The 19622-nt window shown below is 35.0% G+C and carries 18 protein-coding genes; 7 read left to right on the top strand and 11 right to left on the bottom strand.

Features of this window, described 5'->3' with window-relative positions; all coding sequences use genetic code 11:
• Positions 1-65 precede the first annotated feature (65 nt).
• The 5 genes from BLV91_RS10175 (at position 66) to BLV91_RS10155 (ending at position 6749) form a co-directional block, all read left to right on the top strand.
• Entirely contained in the window at positions 66-2648 is a 2583-nt protein-coding gene (locus tag BLV91_RS10175; RefSeq protein ID WP_091432660.1) for a circularly permuted type 2 ATP-grasp protein, read from the top strand.
• Positions 2638-3507, top strand: coding sequence for a transglutaminase family protein (locus BLV91_RS10170; RefSeq protein WP_091432657.1), 870 nt, complete (start codon positions 2638-2640; stop codon positions 3505-3507). The genes BLV91_RS10175 and BLV91_RS10170 overlap by 11 nt, the downstream gene beginning before the upstream one ends.
• A gap of 113 nt (positions 3508-3620) precedes the next feature.
• Positions 3621-4451 carry a restriction endonuclease gene (locus tag BLV91_RS10165; RefSeq protein ID WP_091432655.1) on the top strand — a complete coding sequence of 277 codons (831 nt, stop codon included), beginning with the start codon at positions 3621-3623 and terminating at the stop codon, positions 4449-4451.
• A gap of 32 nt (positions 4452-4483) precedes the next feature.
• Positions 4484-5839 (top strand): MBL fold metallo-hydrolase RNA specificity domain-containing protein, encoded by a 1356-nt coding sequence (locus BLV91_RS10160; protein WP_091432652.1) that lies wholly within the window; start codon positions 4484-4486, stop codon positions 5837-5839.
• Between the two features lie 229 nt (positions 5840-6068).
• Positions 6069-6749: a DedA family protein gene (locus BLV91_RS10155; protein ID WP_091432650.1), complete on the top strand. Its 681-nt coding sequence runs from the start codon at positions 6069-6071 to the stop codon at positions 6747-6749.
• Between the two features lie 109 nt (positions 6750-6858).
• Here the strand turns inward: BLV91_RS10155 and groL are convergent, their stop codons facing one another.
• The 7 genes from groL to miaB all read right to left on the bottom strand — a co-directional run bounded on the left by groL (position 6859) and on the right by miaB (position 13618).
• Positions 6859-8487 (bottom strand): chaperonin GroEL, encoded by a 1629-nt coding sequence (groL, locus tag BLV91_RS10150; protein WP_007137724.1) that lies wholly within the window; start codon positions 8485-8487, stop codon positions 6859-6861.
• A 61-nt stretch (positions 8488-8548) separates the two neighbouring features.
• A complete protein-coding gene (locus BLV91_RS10145; RefSeq protein WP_007137725.1) occupies positions 8549-8824 on the bottom strand; it encodes a co-chaperone GroES in 276 nt (91 codons plus the stop codon).
• 134 nt (positions 8825-8958) lie between these two features.
• A complete protein-coding gene (secG, locus tag BLV91_RS10140; RefSeq protein WP_091432647.1) occupies positions 8959-9285 on the bottom strand; it encodes a preprotein translocase subunit SecG in 327 nt (108 codons plus the stop codon).
• A gap of 3 nt (positions 9286-9288) precedes the next feature.
• Positions 9289-10140, bottom strand: a complete 852-nt coding sequence (locus tag BLV91_RS10135; RefSeq protein ID WP_091432644.1) for a tetratricopeptide repeat protein — start codon at positions 10138-10140, stop codon at positions 9289-9291.
• A gap of 119 nt (positions 10141-10259) precedes the next feature.
• Positions 10260-10763, bottom strand: a complete 504-nt coding sequence (locus BLV91_RS10130) for an LptE family protein (protein ID WP_091432640.1) — start codon at positions 10761-10763, stop codon at positions 10260-10262.
• Positions 10764-10829: 66 nt separating this feature from the next.
• A complete protein-coding gene (locus BLV91_RS10125; RefSeq protein WP_091432636.1) occupies positions 10830-12089 on the bottom strand; it encodes a sigma-54 interaction domain-containing protein in 1260 nt (419 codons plus the stop codon).
• Positions 12090-12172: 83 nt separating this feature from the next.
• The gene (miaB, locus tag BLV91_RS10120) at positions 12173-13618 is read right to left on the bottom strand and encodes a tRNA (N6-isopentenyl adenosine(37)-C2)-methylthiotransferase MiaB (protein ID WP_091432633.1); all 1446 of its coding nucleotides are present in this window, start codon (positions 13616-13618) and stop codon (positions 12173-12175) included.
• 67 nt (positions 13619-13685) lie between these two features.
• Between miaB and BLV91_RS10115 the strand changes: the two genes are divergently transcribed.
• Positions 13686-13913, top strand: coding sequence for a hypothetical protein (locus tag BLV91_RS10115; protein ID WP_091432629.1), 228 nt, complete (start codon positions 13686-13688; stop codon positions 13911-13913).
• Positions 13914-13954: 41 nt separating this feature from the next.
• Here BLV91_RS10115 and BLV91_RS10110 read toward each other — a convergent pair whose 3' ends face one another.
• The 4 genes from BLV91_RS10110 to BLV91_RS10095 are packed head-to-tail and all read right to left on the bottom strand — an operon-like array spanning position 13955 to position 18629.
• Positions 13955-14746 (bottom strand): hypothetical protein, encoded by a 792-nt coding sequence (locus tag BLV91_RS10110; protein WP_091432626.1) that lies wholly within the window; start codon positions 14744-14746, stop codon positions 13955-13957.
• Positions 14747-14771: 25 nt separating this feature from the next.
• Entirely contained in the window at positions 14772-15500 is a 729-nt protein-coding gene (locus BLV91_RS10105) for an MIP/aquaporin family protein (protein WP_091432623.1), read from the bottom strand.
• A 26-nt stretch (positions 15501-15526) separates the two neighbouring features.
• The gene (gene glpK / locus BLV91_RS10100; protein ID WP_091432620.1) at positions 15527-17023 is read right to left on the bottom strand and encodes a glycerol kinase GlpK; all 1497 of its coding nucleotides are present in this window, start codon (positions 17021-17023) and stop codon (positions 15527-15529) included.
• Between the two features lie 22 nt (positions 17024-17045).
• On the bottom strand, positions 17046-18629 hold the full coding sequence (locus tag BLV91_RS10095; RefSeq protein WP_091432617.1) for a glycerol-3-phosphate dehydrogenase/oxidase: 1584 nt from the start codon (positions 18627-18629) through the stop codon (positions 17046-17048).
• A 152-nt stretch (positions 18630-18781) separates the two neighbouring features.
• Between BLV91_RS10095 and BLV91_RS10090 the strand changes: the two genes are divergently transcribed.
• Positions 18782-19555, top strand: a complete 774-nt coding sequence (locus BLV91_RS10090; RefSeq protein WP_091432612.1) for a DeoR/GlpR family DNA-binding transcription regulator — start codon at positions 18782-18784, stop codon at positions 19553-19555.
• The last annotated feature ends 67 nt before the right edge of the window (positions 19556-19622 follow it).

Below are 19622 nucleotides of genomic sequence, written 5' to 3'. Positions count from 1 at the left end.
ATTAGAATATAACATGATGAATTTGTTAAAAAAAGCTGTAAATTCGCGCCTTACAAAAACTATGCATGAATACACCTATATCTTTTTTAGATTCCTATAAAAAAACAATAAGTTCATATGATGAGGTTATTAATAAAAGTGGCGAAGTAAAATCGTATTGGGCAACTATTTTTGCTACTTTAGAAGCTGTAGGGCTAGATGAATTAGGGATTAGAAATGAGGAAATTATCAATAAACTCAAGGAAAACGGTGTTACTTATAATGTTTATGACTCAGAGAACGAATTAGTTCGTCCATGGAAATTAGACCCTATACCTTTTGTAATTCATCAATCTGAATGGGCTACAATTGAAAAGGGACTTATTCAAAGAGCTAATTTATTGGATTTGATTTACAAGGATATTTATGGGGAGCAGCTATTAATTAAAAATAATATTATTCCCGCAGAATTAGTTTTTAATAATTCAGGTTTTTTAAGACCTTGTTTTGATATACAGCATAGCGAATTTCACCAGCTTTCACTTTTAGCGTGTGATATTGCGAGAGGTCCGGATGGCAAAATGTGGTTATTGGATAATCGCGTTCAATCACCTTCAGGATCAGGATATGCTCTTGAGAATAGAATTGTTATGGCAAATGTTTTTCCGCAACTTAATAAAAATATTCATCGTGGTAAGTTAGGTCCATATTTTATTGAATTGCAAAAAACAGTGGGGAAATTGGGTAATAATGCTGAAAATCCAAATGTGGTTTTCTTATCTCCAGGAGCAGGAAACGAAACCTATTTTGAACATGTTTATCTTTCTTCCTATTTAGGATTTAAGCTAGTTGAAGGAAGTGATTTACTGGTTCGTGAAGGGTACGTTTGGTTAAAGACAATTGACCAGTTAGAGCGAGTGGATGTAATCATTAAGCGTATTGATGATCAGTGGTGCGATCCGTTAGAACTTAATAAAAATTCACTACTTGGAATTCCGGGACTATTACAAGTAATGCGCTTAGGAAATGTGGCTGTTATTAATCCTCCGGGAATTTCAGTTTTAGAAAATCATGGGCTTATGGCATTTATTCAAAATGCTTGTAAGTTTTTATTGAAAGAGCCGCTAATCATGAATTCTACCGCTACTTGGTGGTGCGGTCAAACTAAAGAGTTAACTTATGTTCTGAATAATTTACCCAAATTAATTATAAAGAAAACCAATAGAGACTTAGGTTTTAAATCTGTTTACGGAAGAAAATTAAATAAAGAACAATTAAAGGAACTCAAAGCTACTATTTTGAGTAATCCAAAGGAGTACGTGGCGCAAGAAGAAGTAAGTTTGTCCACTACGCCTTCTTTAATCGATGGCAAAATTCTGCCACGACTAGCTGTAATTCGGGCTTTTTTAATTTCTGATGGGAGCAATTATAAAGTAATGAAAGGTGGTCTTACTCGTAGTTCAGTTGTAGAAGATAAATTTCAAATTTCGAATCAATTTGGAGGGATTTCAAAAGATACCTGGATTATTTCTGATAATCTGGAAGAATTAGAAGAGCCAAAAGAGCAGCAAGATGATATTATAGAAATTAAAAAAACGAATCAGATTTCTATGAGTACGGCTTTGACGAGTAGAAATGCTGAAAATTTATTTTGGGTTGGAAGGTTATCTGAAAGAACATTGGTGTTAACTAGTTTCTTGAAAATAATTTTTAATCGATTGAATGAAAATGTAAGTAGTCATGGAAAAAAGCAACCTGAGTTTTTAGTTGTATTACTTAAAGCAGTTACCCATCTTACACAAACTTATCCTGGCTTTGTAGGTGAAGAAGGAGAGGAAGATGAAGCAGCTTTTGAAAAACCCTTGGCAGAGTTGATTCCTTTGATTAAAGATGCAAAAAAGGAAGGGTCGCTAAGTTATAATGTTCAGTCGCTTTTATATACAATCAATCATATTAGTGAAAAATGGAATAATGATACTAAAGGAATTATCTATTTAATAGAAGAAAGTTTAGTAAGTTTGAAAGCGTCTGACGAACAAAAGATTAGCCAAACAACTCACGGTCTAGATAAATTATACATAAGACTAATGGCGTTTTACGGAAACACTTACGAAACATTACCGCGAGAAAATGGTTTTTATTTGTTTGAGGCCGGAAAAAATATTGAACGATTTTTATCGCTTGTTTCAGTCATTCAAACTTTATTTTGTTTTAAAAGAAGTGAAGAGGTAGAACAGCTATTATTAGAATCTGTTTTAGAAAATCATAACTTATTAGCACAATATCGAAGTAATTACAAATCGCAATTAAATTTAGTTACTGTTCTAAATATGCTATTTCTAGAAAAAAACTCGCCTTACACACTTGCTTATATTTTAGATACGCTTGCTTATAACATTTCTAATTTGCCAAAGAAATCAGAGCTCAACCAATTGAGTATCGCTGAAAAGAAAGTGCTAGAAGCAAGCACAATAATTAAATTAATTGACCCTGAGAAATTAGAACAAGCTGACGAAAATAATTTTAGAGAGACATTAGATAGTACTATCAACACCGTTTCTGAACTAATTTCATCGGTAACTAGTAGCTTATCAAGTTTATATTTTAATCATTCAGTGATGCAACTTTCATTTTTAGCCACAGACAAAAATAATTCTGATGAAATATAAATTAGTACACAAAACGACCTATACTTACATTGATTCAATTCATAATTATCAATGTATTGTTTGTTTACATCCAATAAGTTCAGAAAGGCAAAATTGTGAAGATTTTAAATTGACAATAGAACCCAATCCACAAAATTTATATGCTCGAAAAGATTATTTTGGTAACACCCAATATTATTTTTCGATTCTAAAACCGCATAAAGTTTTGCAGGTTATTGCAACTAGTGTTGTTGAAGTTTTTCCGCCAAAATTAATAGTAGCTAATGCTATCACCTGTTCTGAAGCGCTAAATTTGTTTAACACTAAATTGGCGTTAAAAAATGAATTACTACAATTTCAACTTCCAAGCCCTTTTATTTTTTGGGATGAAGAAGTTAAACTTTTTGCGCAAACTTGCTTGGATCCTAATGAATCGTTGTACGAATCAGTTGCCAAGTTATCTGAAAAAATATTCACGGAATTTGAATTTAACTCAGGAGCAACTACAATAAACACACCATTAAATGAAGTTTTAAAACTCCGTAAAGGAGTTTGTCAAGATTTCACTCACTTGATGATTGCTTGTGTAAGAAGTTTAGGGTTTGCTGCTCGTTATGTAAGTGGTTACCTAGAGACTCTTCCTCCAAAAGGGAAGTTAAAACTGCAGGGTTCTGATGCTTCTCATGCATGGGTTTCTGTTTATGTGCCTGAAATGGGCTGGTGCGAATTTGATCCTACAAATAATATAATATCAGGAGAACGCCATATTGTTACTGCCTATGGTCGAGATTACTCCGATATTTCTCCATTAAAAGGAATTATCTTTAGTTCAGGAGAACATAAAGTAAAGGTAGAGGTTGATGTAATTCCAGTTTTGTAATTAGTTTTTTTTTAATTATCTATTCTTGCTTTTTTAATATAAAGCTAAATATTCGATTTGTTTTACGTATCTTTCAGTAGGTTTAGTTGCGTAATAATCAGTATTTTGTATGTATGAGAATAATTAAGCATTCAGGGGATGTCGTTGATTTTGACCCTGAAAAACTCAAAAAGTCATTGATGAAATCTGGTGCTAGTCCAGCTGTAGTTGAGGATATTTTACGTAAAATTAGTAAAGAACTCTATGAAGGGATTTCAACAAAGAAAATCTATAAAAAGGCTTTTGGGTTGCTTAAAAAGGAAGCAAACTCTCATGCTGCTCGATACAATCTACGGGCGGGGCTTCAAGCATTAGGTCCAGCAGGTTTCTTCTTCGAAAAATATATTGCCCGACTTTTTACTGCCGACGGTTATCTAACAGTAACTAATTTGATTTTAAAGGGAAAATGCGTTTCTCATGAAATAGATGTTCTAGCTAAAAAAGACAATGCTATCATAATGATTGAATGTAAGTTTCATTCCCGAAGAGATGCCGTTTCTGATGTCAAGGTTCCTTTGTATGTTTTTTCTAGGTTTAATGATTTAAAAGAAAAACAACATGTTATTTTTTCAGTAAAAGATACCATTTCAAAATGTTGGATTGCTACTAATAATCGCTTTACATCAGATGCAATTGATTTTTCAAAATGTTCTGGAATAAACTTATTAAGTTGGGATTACCCCGAAAATAATAATTTGAAAACTAAAAATGATATTGATTGTCTTTACCCAGTTACTTGTTTAACGACACTAACTTTGGCCGAAAAAGATAAATTGCTAGTGCTGGATTTAATTTTAGCAAAGGAATTAGTGAATAATTCTGACCCTCTTGAAAAAATAGGGCTAAGCTCAAATAGGATAAAAAATGTTTTAAAAGAAGTTAGAGAATTATGTAGATGCGATTAAATTAACGGGTCGTTTAATATAAAAACATAGTCATGAAAATAAAATTTATAGGAGCAGCGGGAACTGTGACAGGTTCAAAAACATTGGTTGAAAGCAATGGTATTCGGATTTTGATAGATTGTGGCCTTTTTCAAGGAATTAAACCCTTGAGGGAACTCAATTGGGAACCTTTGCCTATTTTAGCCTCGACCATTGATTTTGTACTGCTGACTCATGGCCATTTGGATCATTGCGGTTGGTTACCTCGATTAGTTAATCAAGGCTTTAAGGGGAAAATTTATTGCACTGTGCCAACCAAAGCGATTGCAAAGTTGATTCTATTGGACAGCGCCAAAATACAGGAAGAAGAAGCTGAAAAAGCAAATAAAGAGAAGTATTCAAAGCATGAAATTGCAGAGCCGCTTTATAATGTTGAGCAGGCCGAAAAAGTTTTCCCTCTTTTTAGGGTTGTGAAGACAAATGAAGCCATTCCCTTAGATGCAGAAATTAGTGCTGTTTTTGTCAATGCAGGTCATATTATAGGAGCATGTAGTATTGAATTAAAATTGGAAAATAAAATATTGTTTTTTTCTGGTGATATTGGTCGTGATAATGATGTTTTGATGTATTCGCCTACAAAGCCTAAAAAGGCAGATTATATATTTCTTGAAAGTACTTATGGCAATAGAATACATCCAAATACAGACGCCAAGTTAGAATTGGAGATGTATATTAATAACACGATCAAAAAGGGAGGGACGGTCATTATTCCAAGTTTTGCGGTGGAGCGTGCTCAGATGGTGATGTATTTATTGTGGCAGCTTAGAGAGGAAGATAAAATACCTAATGTGCCTTACATTATTGACTCTCCTATGGGAGTGAGTGCTTTTGAAATATTTTTCGAAAATTTGAAATGGCATAAACTATCAATCGAAGATTGTGTTGCTGTAAGTAAAATGTTTACTATGATTACTGATTACAAGGAAACTATTGAAACGATTTATGATAAACAACCTAAAGTGGTAATAGCGGCGAGTGGTATGGTAACAGGAGGAAGGGTATTGAGCTATTTAGAGCGCTATATTGAATTGCCAGAAACCACTGTAATTCTTGTGGGATATCAAGCAGAAGGTACTCGTGGTAGAAAATTATTAGAAGGTGCTGAGGAGGTTAAAATGTACGGGAAATATTATAAAGTAAAAGCGAAAATTCTTGAAATAGAAGGGCTGTCTGCGCATGGAGATCAAAAAGATTTACTCAATTGGCTTTCAGAATTGGAAAACAAGCCTGAAAAAGTATTCCTGGTTCACGGTGAAAATCAACCAGCAGATGAGCTTCGAATTAAAATAAGGGAGCGCTATGGTTTCGAATGTTCCGTTCCGCTGATGGGACAGGAATTTGAGATTTAAATTAGTGGTTTTGACGTAAAATAGTAATCAAAAAAGGCTGTGTTAGGGTTAGTTTTTTAGGAATAATTGTATTTATGGTATTGGTGTTGAATAGGGCTAATGTTGTTGGCACAAATAATATAGTTTCATCAACCGTTAATTAAAATGTAAAACTATTCAATATATTGTGGTTGATGTAAATTATCATTACTTTCACGCACAAATTATTTTAGCATAAATACCCCACTGAATGAATAGCTTTGATTGGAAAAATTTAATTGACCCGCTTTTTTATATTCACTTTGATGTGAATGGAATAAAATTAGGGATTTATATCGTATTATTTATTGTTTTTGCGGAAACAGGATTGTTTGCAGGCTTCTTTTTACCTGGAGACAGTTTACTTTTTCTAGCAGGAATTTATAATCGTGAATTGATAGAAAACATATTGTTTATTGACAGTGATTTTATAAATGTTGTGCTGTTATCAACAATGGTTGCATTTGCAGGAATTTTAGGTAATATCGTGGGATATTGGTTTGGTTCGAAGAGTGGTTATTACTTATATAATAAGAAAGATACTTTTTGGTTTAAGAAGAAATACCTTGTACAATCTAAAGACTTCTTTGAAAGACATGGAGGGAGAGCTATTATCTTCGCTAGATTCTTGCCAATATTTAGGACGTTTGCTCCTATTATTGCCGGTATTGTAACTATGGATAAAAAGAAATTCATGTTTTATAATATAGTAAGTTCATTTCTTTGGTCCTTTACATTGATTTTTGCAGGGCATTATTTATATGGTTTTTTACTGGATAGTTACCAAATAGATTTAAAGGAACACATAGAGGTAATTGTAATCGTATTAGTGATTATTACACTTTCTCCTGTGATTCTCAAATTTGCTAATAAACGCCCAAAAATTGATTAATAATAAAAACATTCGCTTTTAAAGCATAGTTTTTTATTCGCAATAAGTTATAAATAAAAAATCCGTTCACTTTTGGTGAACGGATTTTTTTATGATATGTGGTTTGGAATTACATCATTCCTGGCATACCGCCACCCATTGGGTTTCCGCCACCATTTTCTTCTTTAATATCAATTAAAGCACATTCAGTAGTTAAGATCATTCCTGCTACTGATGCTGCATTTTCTAATGCTACACGAGTTACTTTTTTAGGATCAATAATACCAGCTTTTAGCATATCGACATATTCATCAGTTTTAGCATTGTAACCAAAATCACCTTTTCCTTCAGCTACTTTTGCAACAACAACAGAACCTTCAAGACCTGCATTTTCAACAATAGTTCTTAATGGAGATTCTACTGCACGAGATATAATTTGAATTCCAGTAGCTTCGTCAGCATTATCAGCTGTTATTTCGCTTAGGACTTTTTTAGCTCTTAGTAAAGCAACTCCACCACCAGCAACAATTCCTTCTTCAACAGCTGCACGAGTTGCATGAAGCGCATCGTCAACTCTGTCTTTTTTCTCTTTCATTTCCACTTCAGATGCAGCACCTACATAAAGTACAGCAACACCTCCAGCTAATTTTGCCAAACGTTCTTGTAATTTTTCCTTATCATAGTCAGAAGTGGTAGCTTCCATTTGACCTTTGATTTGGTTTACACGATTTTTGATCATGTCAGCTTCACCAGCGCCACTTACAATAGTGGTGTTGTCTTTATCGATAGTTACTTTTTTAGCAGTACCTAACATTTCGATAGTTGTATTTTCAAGAGTATATCCTCTTTCTTCAGAGATAACAGTTCCACCAGTTAAAATGGCAATATCTTCAAGCATTGCTTTTCTTCTGTCTCCAAAACCAGGTGCTTTAACAGCAGCGATTTTTAAGGCTCCACGAAGTTTGTTTACTACCAATGTCGATAATGCTTCACCATCTACATCTTCAGCAATAATCAATAATGGTTTTCCTGATTGTGCTACTGGCTCAAGAACCGGTAGTAACTCTTTTAAAGATGAAACTTTTTTGTCATATAATAAGATATATGGACTTTCTAGTTCCACTTCCATTTTTTCAGAATTGGTAACGAAATATGGAGAAAGGTATCCTCTGTCAAATTGCATTCCTTCAACAACATCCACGTAAGTGTCAGTTCCTTTTGCTTCTTCAACAGTGATTACTCCTTCTTTTCCTACTTTTGCGAATGCATCAGCGATTAACTCACCAATTACTTCGTCATTATTAGCAGAAATAGAAGCGATTTGTTTGATTTTATCAGAATCAGTACCTACAACTTGTGATTGTTTTGCTAAATCAGCAACAATTGCTTCAACAGCTTTGTCAATACCGCGTTTCAAATCCATAGGATTAGCTCCGGCAGCAACATTTTTTAAACCTTCTTTTACGATAGCCTGAGCTAAAACGGTTGCAGTAGTTGTTCCGTCTCCTGCTAAATCATTGGTTTTAGAAGCAACTTCTTTTACCATTTGAGCTCCCATGTTCTCTAATGGGTCTTTTAATTCTATTTCTTTTGCAACAGTAACACCATCTTTTGTTACCGTAGGTCCACCAAATGATTTTCCAATGATTACATTACGACCTTTTGGTCCAAGGGTTACCTTTACTGCATTTGCTAAAGCATCAACACCACGTTTAAGTCCGTCACGTGCTTCTATATCAAATTTTATATCTTTTGCCATTTCTTTAATTTGTTTAAAGTTTATTTTGTTTAAAGTTTCAAGTTTTCTTGATTCTTAATTTTTAGATAATTGCAAGAATATCGTCTTCACGCATAATCAAATAGTCTTTTCCTTCCAGTTTTAATTCTGTACCAGCATATTTACCATAAAGAACGCTATCACCAATTTTCACGGTCATAGTATGCTCTTTTGTGCCGTTTCCAACTGCTACAACAGTTCCTTTTTGTGGTTTTTCTTTGGCGGTATCTGGAATAAAAATCCCTGACGCAGTTTTTGTTTCAGCAGCAACTGGTTCTATAAGAACGCGGTCAGAAAGTGGTTTAATGTTTAAAGCCATGATTTTATGTTTTTTAATTTTATGTATTCATTTTAAGAATTCAGAAATGATGCCATTCTCCAAAAGATGACATAATTTCTTATAAAAAATGCCAGCTTTGACAGGCTGGCACTTAGTATATTTTGCGGTATGAATTATTCTGCAGCTGGTGCGTCTTGTACCGGTGTAACTGGAGCTACAGGAGCAGCAGTTTGTGTATTGTCGATGATTTTTGAATCCGTATCGCTTAAAGTTCCTGTGAAGCTTAAACTTGACAATAAAATAAGTGCGATTAAGATTGTGGCTAATGTCCAAGTACTCTTGTCTAAAAAGTCAGTTGTTTTTTGAACGCCACCCATTTGAGTCGATCCACCTAAAGTAGAAGAAAGTCCACCGCCTTTAGGGTTTTGAACCATTATTACTACAATCAATAGGAAACAAACGATTGTTATTAAAACTAAAAAAATTGAAAATGTGCTCATTGTTTAATTATTATTTTGTTGTAAAATCTTAATATCCGTGATACGGTCAGCAAAGAAACTACTTTTTTCTGGATATTTCAAAATTAATATTTCATAAGCTTGAATTGCTTTTTGATATTTCTTTTGTTCCAAATAAACTCGGGCTAATGTTTCGGTCATTAAATACGTATTGTCCTCTTTATTAATGTCAATACGTACCGTAGAAATTACGCCGTGCTTGACTGGAGATATCTTCGGACTAGTTTCAATAAACTTATCTATTAGGGCCAATTTTTTCTTCTTGTTCTTTTCTTGTTGAACCGCTTTTGTATTGTCTATAATCTCATTTGTCCGGTCTATAGGTTCAGTTCTTGACAGCTGAAGCCATTCCTGGAAAGAGTGTTTTTCGTTTTTGGAGAAATCCAAAGGCTTACCTATATCGAGCTTCTCTTCAGCTTCTTTTGGTATTTCTTTCTCTTCGGTTACTGAGGCTCCTTTAATAGAAGTTAAAATTGATTGCTCTAAAGAGTTCACTTTAGGCTCTAACTTGCTTTCCGGAACGATTAATTCACCATCAATTACATTAATATTTAAAAGATCAAGGTTTTTCTTGTCGAATAAATCTTTTTGAATTGCGATAAAACTATCTGAAGTAATGAAGTCAAACAAAACAGTTCTGTCAGTGGTATTGGCAGCAGTAGTTTTTAAAGCAGCATTATACTTAAAACTATTCTGACTGTAAAGTCCTTTTAATCTCAGAGCTCTTGCACTTTGAAAATAAGGAAACTCATCCAATACCTTTTCCAAAGCCAGCGTATGCTGCTCGGTAATGGAGCTGGGTTGGTTTATTAGATAAGTATAATCAGTTACGTTCATTTTTTTTGGTGTTCAGTGTTATGTTTAAGTTTTTAGTACCCCAAAGCTTGTGGGTGACAGCCTTTTTTCTGTGTGTTTATGAATTGAACACTAAAAACTGCCAACTAAAGACCCTTTTATTACCACTTAGCAAGCGATTCATTAAATATATCCTGTGTTATTCTTTCGAATATTTCATCTAATGCGGTTGTCAAAGTTGCTCCGCTTAGCTGCGTTGTTGCTGGATAATCGTAGTAAAATTCAAATGTCTTTTCGAAATTATCGACTTCTTTGTTTTTATTGGTAAATCTAACATTTACTCTAATCTTTAAACGATTTTGTGATGCCTGTTGATCAGCAGTTGCAGTCATAGGACTAATTCTGTAGTCAACGATTTCACCTTCATAAGTTAAATCACCACCGTTTTTCACCAAATTTAAATTGGTTTGGTTCTGGATAATGTCTTGTAAGGCTAGGGTGAATGTTCTGTCGATGCCAGGTTCAATCAATTCTGAATTGTTCTGAAAGAAATTAACTTGAAAAGTTTTTGCGTCGATTTTTCCAGTTCCCGTAAAGTTATAAACGGAACATCCGTTTAAAGTAATAAGGAGTATAAGAGCAATTATAAAGTGTAAGTGTTTCATTTTATATTTAAAATTCAAAGGTATTCAAATTTAATTGACAATCTGCAACCAGCATTTGTCACTATTTTAAAGGTCGAATTGTTTTATTTTACGGTACAGCGTTCTTTCGGAAATCCCTAATTCGTCAGCAGCTGCTTTTCTTTTTCCTTTGTTTTTTTCTAATGACTTTTTGATCATTTCGATCTCTTTCTGTTCTAATCTCAGGACTTCTTCTTCCTCTTCAACAGTTTCTGCAAAAAGGTAATTGTCGTCATTCTCTTGGTATATTTCCTCTTTGTGTTGTGTAGAAAGTAATGCAGTTCTAGGTTCTTCTTCAAAATCTATTTCGCTATCATTTTCTTTAGAACCGTATATTTTAGTGATCAGGTTTTTATTAGTTTCCTGTACTTTAGAGCTGCCACTTTCCATTAGTTCTAAAGTGAGTTTTTTTAAATCGTGCAAGTCGCTTTTCATGTCAAAAAGTACTTTGTACAAGATTTCTCTTTCATTACTAAAATCACCCTCACCTTTTTTATCTTTTATCACAGAAGGTAAATTAGCGCCTTCAGCTGGTAAGTAAGATTGTAAGGTCGCAGCAGTAATATCGCGATTGGTTTCTAAAACAGAAATTTGTTCAGCAACATTTCGTAATTGACGAATGTTTCCGCTCCAGCGAAATTTTTGTAATATAAGAACGGCATCATCGTCCAGTTTCAATGGAGGCATTTTATATTTGTGCGCGAAATCAGCGGCAAATTTTCTGAATAGCAAATGGATGTCGTCTTTTCGATCACGTAAAGGCGGTAAAGGAATATCAACTGTGCTTAATCGGTAATATAAATCTTCACGAAACTTTCCTTTTTCGATAGCGTCAAACAAATTTACATTGGTGGCAGCAACAATTCTTACATCTGTTTTTTGAACTTGTGAAGATCCCACTTTAATAAACTCTCCGTTTTCTAGTACGCGAAGCAGTCTAACCTGTGTCGTTAGGGGTAATTCACCCACTTCATCAAGAAAAATAGTTCCTCCGTTCGCCACTTCAAAATAACCTTCACGGGTACTTGTAGCTCCTGTAAAAGCTCCTTTTTCATGGCCAAAAAGTTCGCTATCAATGGTTCCTTCGGGAATTGCACCACAGTTAACTGCGATATATTTGCCGTGCTTTCTATGAGAAAGGGAATGTATGATTTTTGGAATACTTTCCTTTCCTACTCCGCTTTCACCCACAACTAATACTGATATATCAGTAGGGGCAACCTGAATCGCTTTTTCTATGGCACGATTCAATTTCGGGTCATTCCCGATAATCTCAAATCGTTGTTTTGTAGCTTGAACTGTATCCATGTTCTATATTTTCTTTAAAGTTTGTGTTGTTTAAAGATTAATTTCTTCCTTGGGAATATTTTAATTTTTAAATCATAACCTTCTTAATTCATTTCGCTCAAACCAGTTGCTTCCCCTTTTAAGGTTCCGCTTGTACAGCTTGTTATTTTTACATTGACAAAGTCACCAATTTTATAATTCTCTTTTGGGAAAACTACAGTGATACTTTGCGAGTTTCTTCCAGAGAATTCCTCAGTTGATTTTTTAGAGACTTTTTCTACTAATACTTCAACAGTTTGACCAATGAATTCTTCTGAGCGTGACCAAGCATGTTTTTGTTGCAAGTCAACAATTTCTTGTAATCTTCGTGCTTTGGTTTCATCCGTTACATCATCTTCCATTTTTCTTCCCGCCAATGTTCCCGGTCGTTCCGAATACGAATACATATAACCAAAATTATACTTCACATACTCCATTAGACTCAAAGTATCTTTATGGTCTTCTTCAGTTTCAGTAGGAAAACCAGCAATCATATCTTGTGAAATAGATCCGTTTGGAATAATAGCTCTAATTTTATCAATCAAAGTCATGTATTCTTCACGGGTATGCAAACGATTCATTTCCTTCAGAATTCTGTTGCTTCCTGATTGTACGGGTAAGTGAATGTGTTTACAGATGTTATTATGTTTAGCGATTACATGTAACACACTTTCATGCATATCTTGCGGGTTAGATGTCGAAAAGCGAATGCGCATTTTCGGAAATCCAACAGCCACCATTTCTAATAATTGGTCAAAATCTACAGCAGTAGCTTTTTGCATTTCTGTTGCAGCGACGAAATCTTTTTTCAAACCACCACCATACCAAAGGTAACTGTCAACATTTTGACCTAAAAGCGTAATTTCCTTAAATCCCTTATCCCATAAATCCTGGATTTCTTTCATGATGCTTTGCGGTTCGCGGCTGCGCTCTCTTCCGCGGGTAAAAGGCACCACGCAAAAAGTACACATATTATCGCAACCACGTGTGATCGATACCAAGGCAGTAATTCCATTGCTCATCAAACGAACTGGAGAGATGTCTCCATAGGTTTCGTCTTTCGATAATATCACATTAATTGCATTTCGACCTTCCTCAACTTCTTGTAAAAGGTTTGGCAAATCTTTATAAGCATCAGGACCTACCACAAGGTCAACGATTTTCTCTTCCTCCAGAAACTGAGTTTTTAAACGTTCAGCCATACAGCCTAAAACGCCAACTTTCATTTTTGGATTTATACGCTTTACCGCATTGTATTTCTCTAAACGCTTGCGAACGGTTTGTTCAGCTTTGTCTCGTATCGAACAGGTATTTACCAAAACTAAATCGGCTTCCTCAAGCACTTGGGTTGTATTGTATCCGTTTCCAGACAAAATGGAAGCTACAATCTCACTGTCCGAAAAGTTCATCGCACAGCCATAGCTTTCTATAAATAGTTTTTTTGTATTCTCGGGTTTATTTTCTAAAACAAGACTTTCCCCTTGTTTGCTTTCTTCAATAATCTTTTCCATAAGTCACTTTCAAAAGTGTGTTTTAATAAGTTTGCAAAGGTACAATTATTTGTATGAATATGACAAGATGTCAGATGAAGAATTAACATTGTTTTTGGTTTTTATTTCAGGAGCTATTTCAGGCTTTTCGCTTCAAGTTCTCACAAAAAAAGCAAGGTTTCATATGTATTATAAAGAGCTTCTTTTAGTCGCTTTTATAATTCAGGAAACCTACGCTTTTTTTGTTGCGAGCTTTTCACTACAATCCAGGCTAAGTAGCGCCTGTAATTTTAGAGTTAAAAAAACCCTCTCTTGAAAATAAGAGAGGGTTTTGGGAAACGCATTACAATTAAATATCTAAAATAAGCTTACGTCCACTTGAAGTCTTGCAATTTTATTAGAAGGATTCCACATTGCTGTTGCGGAGACAGGCAATTTGTAATGAAAAATTTCAATGTTTTTTGTTACTTTTATTCCTGTGTTTACGATGTCAAAATCACTTCCAATTTTGTTGGTAAATAAATGTTTTCTTCCATTAATAGGAAAAGCAGCGCCCAAAAAGACATTCAAATTTACTTTTTGGTTCCTAATAATTGGGTAACTCAATTCAACATAGGTTGAGTTTCTGCTGCGATACTCATTGCTGTCGCTTAATTCACGATCATTTAAACCACTATACAGTAATACATCGGCTTCAATTCGAATAGGGAATGCTTCCGGAAAACGATAGGAAGTTCTTAAATCGATAATATGCGTGGTAGTGAGTTTGTCATAATTAAATACTCTTGGTGTTTCAATTCCAGTGGTATTGAATAAATCCCACAATCCAATAGATAAATTGTTTTTTTGGTACTGTACGTAGTAGTTTATTTCACGGTAGTTTCCGTCAAATCCAGCTCCACCCCAAATCCCTACTTTGAATGTTTGGCTTTCGTTTAAGGCGTAATGGATGTTTCCAGTAGCGGTCATACCATCATTGATAACAAGTCCTCTCCATAAATGGCTAGTTTCTATACCTACGTTAAAGTCTAATCGAGTTGTTTTAGTCTCTTTTTTTGGTGTTACTATTGTATCTGAAATCGTTGTTTTTTGGGCGTGTCCAGCTAACCCTGTAAGTGAAATTACAGCGGCAATTATTATTATCTTCATTTTGATTATTTGGTTAAGAAGGAGGTTAGCTAAGTAGTAAAAAACACAATGCGGCTAAGCTTGATCCTATGATTGGACCTACAATAGGAACCCAAGCATAGCTCCAGTCGCTGTTCCCTTTTAGAAGTAGGGAATGTACGATTCTTGGACCTAAATCTCTAGCTGGATTGATAGCGTAGCCAGTTGTGCCACCTAAGCTCAGTCCAATTGCCCATACTAGTATTGCAACTGGTAGAGCACCTATTGAACCTAATCCAATTTTGGCATCAGTAGCGGCTGCAATACTTAAATCTGGACCTGACAGATAAAAAATCACAAAAATTAGTGTGAAAGTTCCTATGATTTCGCTGATTAGATTAGAAGAGTAATTTCTGATTGCTGGACCTGTACTAAAGCAAGCTAATTTTCCAGCTTCATCTTCAGTGGCGGTAAAATGATCTTTGTGGGATAACCAAACTAAGAAAGCGCCTAACATCGCTCCAATTATTTGCGCGACAACATAAGTTGCTACTTGGTTCCAAGCAAATTTACCTACAAGTGCTAGTCCTAGTGTAACTATGGGGTTTAAATGCGCGCCACTTACGGGGCCTGCTACAACTACACCTACAAACACGGCAAATGCCCAAGCTGTAGTAATTACAATCCATCCTGAATTGTTTCCTTTAGTACCTTTAAGTACTACGTTTGCAACTACTCCGTTGCCTAATAAAATCATTAGCATTGTACCAACAATTTCTGCTATAAATGGGGTCATCTTCTAGTGTTTTTTATAATTTACAATTAATCTTCGATCCAGTTTGTTGCGCGTCCAACGGCTCTGTCCCAGTTGTGAACTAATTGATCGACTTCATTTCTTGGCATCTCTGGAGTAAATTCACGGTCTATTGACCATTGTTTTTGTATATCATCAACACTTTCCCAATACCCAATTGCTAGTCCAGCTAAGTATGCTGCTCCCAAAGCAGTTGTTTCTAATGTTTTAGGTCTTATTACTTTAAAATCAAATAAATCCGATTGGAATTGCATCATTAAATTATTGGTAGCAGCTCCGCCATCAACCCTTAACTCAACTCCTTTTTTACCAAAATCAGCTTCCATCGCCTTTACTAAATCGTATACTTGGTATGCTATTCCTTCTAGAGTGGCACGTGCAATATGTGCGTTAGTAGTTCCTCTTGTGATTCCTACTATTGCACCCCTTGCGTATTGATCCCAGTGTGGTGCACCAAGGCCAGTTAATGCAGGTACAAAATAAACACCACCATTATCTGGAACTTTTGCTGCTAATGTTTCGATTTCTTCTGCTGAATCAATCATTTTTACCCCATCGCGCAACCATTGTACTGCTGCTCCACCTACAAAGACACTTCCTTCTAATGCGTAAGTTGTTTTTCCGTTGATTTTCCAAGCTACAGTAGTTAGCAAATTATTTTTTGAATAAACAGGTTTATCTCCTGTATTCATTAGCATAAAGCAACCTGTTCCGTATGTGTTTTTTACCATACCAGGCTTAGTACATAATTGACCAAAAAGTGCTGCTTGTTGATCTCCGGCAACTCCAGCGATTGGAATTTTTGTTGCGAACAAAGTCGTGCAAGTTTCTCCGTATATTTCGCTACTTTGTTTTACCTCAGGTAACATTGCTCTTGGGATATCAAATAACTCAAGTAATTCCGTGTCCCATTCTAGTGTATGTATGTTTAATAGTAGCGTTCTGCTGGCATTAGAAACATCTGTCATGAACATGGCTCCGCGAGTAAGTTTCCAGATTAACCATGTATCTACAGTTCCAAAACATAGTTTTCCTTGTTCTGCTTTTTCACGCGCTCCAAGGACATTGTCTAGTATCCATTTTACTTTTGTTCCAGAGAAATAGGCGTCTAATACTAAACCAGTCTTTTGCTGGATCATCTCAGCATGTCCTTTAGCTTTTAACTCATCACAGTATTTTGCTGTTCTGCGATCTTGCCATACAATTGCATTGTAGATAGGTTCGCTGGTTTCTCTGTCCCAAACGATAGTGGTTTCTCTCTGGTTTGTGATACCAATTGCGGCAATTTGCTTACCATTGATTCCTGTTTTTGCAATTACTTCGGCAGCAACACTAATTTGTGAAGACCAGATTTCATTAGGATCATGTTCTACCCATCCTGGTTTTGGGAAGATCTGCTCAAATGGTTTTTGTGATATGTTTACTATTTCTCCGTCATGGTTAAAGACAATCGCTCTTGACGATGTTGTTCCTTGGTCAAGTGCTAAGATTAATTTATTTTTCATGGTTAGTGTATATTGGTTTTAATTAATTTGATCTAAATTCTGTTAATAGAAATCCGTCGGCAAGTTTTTTAAATTGGGCTGTTTGATTTTCTGCCCAGGCTTCATCGTGTCCAAGTTCTTTAGCAAGTAATTTTGCTACTTTATCTGAAACTGCAATGGCGGCACGAGCATCTAAGAACAAGAGGCGCACTCTTCTAGATAGAATATCGTCAATTGTTCTTGCCATTTCATGTCGTATAGCCCAGGCAACTTCGGCCATCGTATAGTCGTAATCTGGATGTAACTTTTCTTTTAATTCAGGTTCTTGAATTTGTAGTTCTAGTATTTTTGGAATGTCAGTTCCGTATATATATAGGTGGTTTTCACGATCAGTAGTACTTGTTTTGATGTTTCCGTGAATGGATATGTGTTCCGTTTTGCATTCTTTTTTAGGAAGATGGCGAACTTCAATTGCTTTGTCAATAATATCCTCTGCAATTTTTCTATAAGTAGTCCATTTACCTCCAGTTATTGTAATTAATCCAGTTTCGGAAACAATTATTTTGTGACTTCTGGATACTTCTTTAGTGCTTTTGCCTTCTTTTTCCGGTGCGGCAAGTGGTCTTAATCCTGCAAAAACAGAAAGTACATCATTTCGGGTAGGTTTTTTAGCTAAGAACCTTTGAGCAGTTTCTAAAACGAATTCGATTTCTTTTTCTAATGCGATTGGTTCTAAACTGTGACTTTTAATTAAAGTGTCTGTAGTTCCTACAACAATTTTATCATGCCATGGCACAGCAAATAAAACTCTTCCATCGCTTGTTTTAGGAATCATTAATGCATGGTCACTTGGTAAAAAAGATTTATCAAAAACTAGATGAATTCCTTGACTCGGAACAATGTATTTTTTGTACACGGTATCGTTTAGTTTCATTATCGAATTGGTGAAAACACCAGTTGCATTTATGATAGCTTTTCCTTTTAAGTCATGTAACTCTCCAGTTTCTTGATTTTTTACCTGAACACCAGTTACCTGATTGTTAGAGTCTTTTAAGAGGTTTAATACCTTAGTGTAGTTTAAGAGGCAAGCGCCATTTTCTACTGCGGTCTGAGCTAAATTAATCGCTAAACGCGAATCGTCAAATTGACCGTCTTGATAAATAACACCGCTAACTAATCCTTTTTGCTCAACAGTAGGGAGTAGCTCAATTGTTTTTTTCTTTGAAATATATTTAGATTTACCCAAGCTTAATTTACCTGCTAACATATCATAAATTGTTAGTCCAATAGTGTAAAAGTAGCCTCCCCACCAATTGTAGTTAGGTATTACGAAAGATTGATTTTTTACAAGATGCCCCGCGTTTTGTGCCATTAAACCTCTTTCTTTAAGTGCTTCTCTAACAAGGGATATGTCACCTTGTTCTAGATAGCGTACGCCTCCATGAACTAATTTAGTGCTTCTGCTTGAGGTTCCTTTTGCGAAATCTACTGCTTCAACTAAAATAGTTTTATACCCTCTGCTGGCGGAGTCAAGTGCAGTACCAAGACCGCTAGCTCCTCCACCAATGATGATTACGTCCCATTCTGGAGTTTGTTTTAGTTTTTTTAATTGTTCAGGTAGTTTCATTATGTGTAGTATTTGATGTTTTAAAGCTTTATTTGCTTTCGAATAGCAAACATAATGAAATTAAACGAAACTAAATTAAATAAAATGATATTTATTTGTGTATTTTATTTTTGTATCTTTAAAAAAACCAATATTAAATAATAGGAGATATAATGACCATAATCAATAGAAGACAAGAGGATATACTTAAAGAATTAGATCAAAAAGGATATGTGACTGTGGTTGATTTGTGCGAAACACATAATGTTTCAACCGTAACCATACGAAAGGACTTGAACTTTTTAGAGAATAAAAAGCTTTTGCATCGTACGCATGGCGGAGCTAGTAAGCAACCTATTTATGCGTTTGAAAGGGATATAAGTGATAAGGAAGCATTGCAGGTAGCGCAGAAAAAGCAAATCGCCGAAGAAGCATTGAAATATATAAGTGATAACGATTATATTATATTAGGTTCGGGTTCTAATATTCATTATTTGTCCCGAATTATTAAGGGTTTTCAGAAGTTAACAGTACTTACGCCATCGTTAAAAGTTTCGTTAGAGCTTTGTAAAGAACCAAGTATTGATACGATTCAATTAGGTGGAGATATTCGAAACAGTTCAACTTCGGCTGTTGGTCCTATCGCAGAGTCGATTCTAGGTCAATTTTCTTGTAATAAGTTGTTTTTGGGTACAGATGGAATTCATTTAGAATTTGGCTTAAGCACATCGAATGCGCTGGAAGCACATCTAAATAAGGCAATGATCGATGTTGCAGAGAAGGTAATTGTATTGGCTGATTCGACAAAAATGAACATTAGAGGATTTGGTAAAATATGTAATCTAAACAAAATTGATGTTTTGATTACTGATAGCGGAATCGATAACGAAACGAAAGCGAAATTAGAAGAGCTGGGTATTGATGTAGTTGTTGCAGGAAAAGGGTGATTCTTATACCTTAATATATAGGTACAAGTTGAGAATAGAAGATTTTTAATAAGTTTTAAGGAATGCT

The organism is Flavobacterium degerlachei, from assembly GCF_900106645.1.
Taxonomy (GTDB): domain Bacteria; phylum Bacteroidota; class Bacteroidia; order Flavobacteriales; family Flavobacteriaceae; genus Flavobacterium; species Flavobacterium degerlachei.
Note: the sequence above shows the minus strand (reverse complement) of the source record. Positions and strands in the feature narration are given on the sequence as shown.